The following is a 3,878-nucleotide window of genomic DNA, read 5'->3' as shown; positions in this document are numbered from 1 at the left end:
AGCCGGCGCGCTCGCGGGACAGACCGCCCGGGCCCAGAGCCGACAGACGGCGCTTGTGGGTAATGCCGGCGGCGGGGTTCGTCTGGTCCATGAACTGGGACAGCTGCGAGGAACCGAAGAACTCCTTGATGGCCGCCACGATGGGGCGAATGTTCACCAGGGACTGCGGCGTGATCTCGTCGGGCTCCTGCATGGACATGCGCTCGCGCACCACGCGCTCCATGCGGGACAGGCCGATGCGGAACTGGTTCTGGATCAGCTCGCCCACGGAGCGGATGCGGCGGTTGCCGAAGTGGTCGATGTCGTCAGTGGCAAAGCCCTCGTCGCCGTTGTGCAGGCCGATGATGTAGCGCATGGTGCGGATGATGTCCTCATCGGTCAGCGTGGAGGAGTCGTTCTCCTCGGGCGTGAAGCCCAGCTTCTTGTCCATCTTATAGCGGCCGACCTTCGCCAGGTCATAACGCTGCGGGTTGAAGAACAGACCCTCGAGCAGCGTGCGGGCCGAGTCGATGGTGGGCGGCTCGCCGGGACGGAAGCGCTTGTACAGCTCGATGAGCGACTCTTCCTTCGTGGTGGCCGGGTCGCGATCCAGCGTGCGCAGCACCATCTCGGAGGAACCGAGCAACTCGATGATCTCCTCGCGGGTTTCCGCCAGGCCCAGAGCACGCACCAGCAGGGTGGCCGGCTGCTTGCGCTTGCGGTCGATGCGCACGGAGAGCAGGTCGCGCTTGTCGGTCTCGAACTCGAGCCAGGCACCGCGGGAGGGGATGACCTTCGCGTTGTAGATGGTCTTGTCGGAGGTTTTGTCGCGCTCGGAAGCGAAGTACACGCCCGGCGAACGAACCAGCTGGGAAACCACGACGCGCTCGGTGCCGTTGATGATGAAGGTGCCGCGCGGAGTCATGAGCGGGAAGTCGCCCATGAACACCTCCTGCTCCTTGATCTCACCGGTCTCGCGGTTGATGAAGCGGATCTCGACAAAGAGCGGCGCCTGGTAGGAGACGTCCTTCTCCTTGCACTCGTCCACGGTGTACTTGGGCTCGCCAAAATGATGCTTGCCGAACTCGACGCACATGTCGCCGGTGTTGTTCTCAATGGGGCACACATCGGCGAACGCCTGGGCCAGGCCCTCGTTCTTGAACCAGTCGAAGCTTTCCGTCTGGATGGCGATCAGATTGGGGACGTCCATAACGTCCGGAATCTTCGCGAAGCTTCGGCGATCCCTGTAAAGGCTGGTGGGAGCGGATTTCTTATCCTTTGCCACGAGGCTGTTCCTCCTTCACATCCATCGCAAAATTGAAAAATGCGTAACGGGTCGATACGATACTAAGAGGAAGCACCCGTGTCAAGAAAAATTTTCACCAGCTATGGAAGTTTTTTGGAAAATGCCTGCGTAGGCGGGGGAGGATGAAGTAGCTGTCCAACCCAGGTTCCCAAAACGGGAGGTTTGATTCCCCATGCTCTGCAGACTGCAAAAACTGACCTGGGGTTTTGCAGGGCATGGGTACCAAAGAGACCAATTGTGCCACCAGCGGAGGGACCAAACCGCCCAGTTCTGGAACCTTCCCCTCTCCCCTACGGCTCAACGGGTACCAAACCGTCTGATTTCGCACCCCCGCTTCCGCCCCATTAAGCCTCTGAACGCCGAAGCGTCTGCCCTGGGCGTCTGCTTCCACTTCACCAGCGCTCCAAAACACCTCACTGCCATTGGCTGCTGGCACCGAGGCCGGCAATTCGCCAGAGCTCGGCTTGCTGCGAACGAAACCGTTGGGCACGAATCCGCAAAGGTCGCTTGAGCGCCCGAGACAGCACGACGGCCACCTTGTCCATTTCGCCCCGCGCATTAAGCTGCATGCGCGTTACGCCAATCACCCGATAGCCTAAGGACTCGAGCACGTCGCGGCGCACCGTATCATGATGGTGGCGCTCAGAAGTCAGATGGAACGCATCACTGTCGTACTCAAGGACGATGCGCTGCTCCTCCCAGAGGAAGTCGGCCACATAATAGGCCGTATCGGCAAGACCCTGGGCCTTACGGGGAAGGTCAATGCGCGCATTCAACGTCGGTTTGGGAAACCCGTAGCCGCCATAGCGGGGCGGAAGGACAAGGATTGCCGCAAGGGCCGCTTCGCGCGGGGACGCGGCACCCGGCACCACCCAAGGAAGCGCCTCTCGCGCAAGGCGGCAGCCGGGAACGTCTCGATGGAGCCGCGTTGCATGCTCCAAAGCCGACGGGTCGGTAAGAGAGGTGCGCTCCACCAGGCAATCTTGCTCATCGAGGGCATAGCACGAGCACAGCGCCATGCCCCGCAACACCATGTCGGGCAGCGTCCGTCCGCGACCGTACTGGGCCAAGGCCAGACCGGGAGATGGCACGAAGAGGCCTTCGGCCACTCGACCAAAGGAGGCGTCTCGCACCGAAGCCGGAGCCACATGGCAGCGCGCCACTTTTTGCCGCCGTTCATGCTCGGCAAAAACACTGACATGAAGTGGGGCGGCGAGGGAGGGTACCTCGCGAAGGGCATCACGGACCCCCGCAACCGTGGGCGCAAAATCGGCAGCGGCAAGATCTGGCCCTGAAACGGAAGCGCGGGGCACCAACCGGCAATGATCGTAGTAGGTCAGAGCCGATGCCCCAAACAGAAGAAGCTTGTTCATAGAGTCTCCTTTCTAGCGGAATCATTGCGTGAGGCCGCAAGACGCCCGCGAAGGAACGTTGCCAAGCTCCTGGTTCAAGTCGTTTCCTCAGTGGTCGCGCGCTGCGGGGCTTAACGGTGCCGCGAGGCAAGGCACTCCGCTACGGCTGCCTCCAGAGAAGAGCCGGAACCTCCAGCAGGGAGGGCGGAGCGTCGAGGGGAACGCCGGGAGCCTCACGATGCTGGGCAGCGAAGCATGCCATCGCCGCAGCCTATTCGGGAAGAAGTCGCACTGGGTTCCGCACTAGGTTCCAAAAACAACCGCTTTGGTCTCCCCACGACCGCAATCAAACTCGTGCGACCTGGGGTTTCTCAAACAGAGGGAACCGAAGTGGACAGTTTTGGCTACGCGGAGGGAACCAAAGTGACGCATTCTGGAACTTGCGCCACCCGACAGCGGAAATGCGGACTATCGGCGGTCAATCGCGGAGCGCTTTCCATCAATGGGGCCCGAGAGCCGGCAGGCTGCCAACTATCAGGCGCTTTCCTGCCACCCCGAAACGCTCGGTGGCCCCTTGACGAGCATTTTCCGTCGCTGGCGATTAGCGAAGGGCTTGCTGACGGGCAAGGGAGTGCGGCCCATGGGACACGGAGCCCCTTGCTGCGGCAGGGCCCGTGGGAGGCGAGAACCCCTCTCCCTGCCACAGCGGCACAGAGATCCGAACCCCTTCGCTTCCGTAGGGGCGCCGACCCCTCTCCCCGCTGGGGCCCATGGGACGTGAAGCCCCTTCTCGCTACCGCGAGAGGCCTGGGGCTTGAAGACCCCTCTCCCGCCGAAGCCCATGGAGCACGGAACTCCTCATCATCTTGAGCAAGCACAGCAAAAGCTGCGGGAGAAATTCGGCAATGGGGGCTGCGGCTCATGGCGGCTCTGCTAATATGGCGTCAGAAGAAAATACCGTTCGCCGCCGAAATTATGCCGTTCGCTGTCACTGCGTCAACAAGCGACCTGGTAGAGGGCGCCACGCCTGGCACGCGAACGCCCCGTGAGGCCTTGGGGCGCCGACATCCGCCTGGCCCCTGGCCGGCAGACGCCAGCTTCGGCTCGGGCGAACGGGCACTCGGTACATCCTCGGGAATGCGGCGCGCAGAGGGCGCGCGCGTCCCGCTACAAGGAAGGTAGGTGGTCGCCCATGGCAGCTCCGGCTCCCGAACACGTCAGAAACATCGTCCTGGTGGGAC

Annotated in this window: 1 protein-coding gene and 1 pseudogene; both read right to left on the bottom strand. The window is 62.4% G+C overall.

Annotation, left to right across the window (positions count from 1 at the left end; genetic code table 11):
• Positions 1–1,264 (bottom strand): annotated as a pseudogene (locus tag QZ307_RS10880) (DNA-directed RNA polymerase subunit beta); the annotation flags it as partial.
• Positions 1,265–1,698: 434 nt separating this feature from the next.
• Positions 1,699–2,658: a DUF559 domain-containing protein gene (locus QZ307_RS10875; protein ID WP_295999735.1), complete on the bottom strand. Its 960-nt coding sequence runs from the start codon at positions 2,656–2,658 to the stop codon at positions 1,699–1,701.
• Between the last annotated feature and the right edge of the window lie 1,220 nt (positions 2,659–3,878).

The organism is uncultured Adlercreutzia sp., assembly GCA_910585575.1.
In the GTDB taxonomy this organism is placed as follows: domain Bacteria; phylum Actinomycetota; class Coriobacteriia; order Coriobacteriales; family Eggerthellaceae; genus Adlercreutzia.
The sequence above is the reverse complement of the archived record's forward strand: the minus strand, read 5'-3'. Positions and strand labels throughout refer to the sequence as shown.

Coding starts and splice junctions, on each gene's coding strand:
- QZ307_RS10875 (WP_295999735.1), bottom strand. CDS start 2,658: ATGAACAAGCTTCTTCTGTTTGGGGCATCGGCTCTGACCTACTACGAT.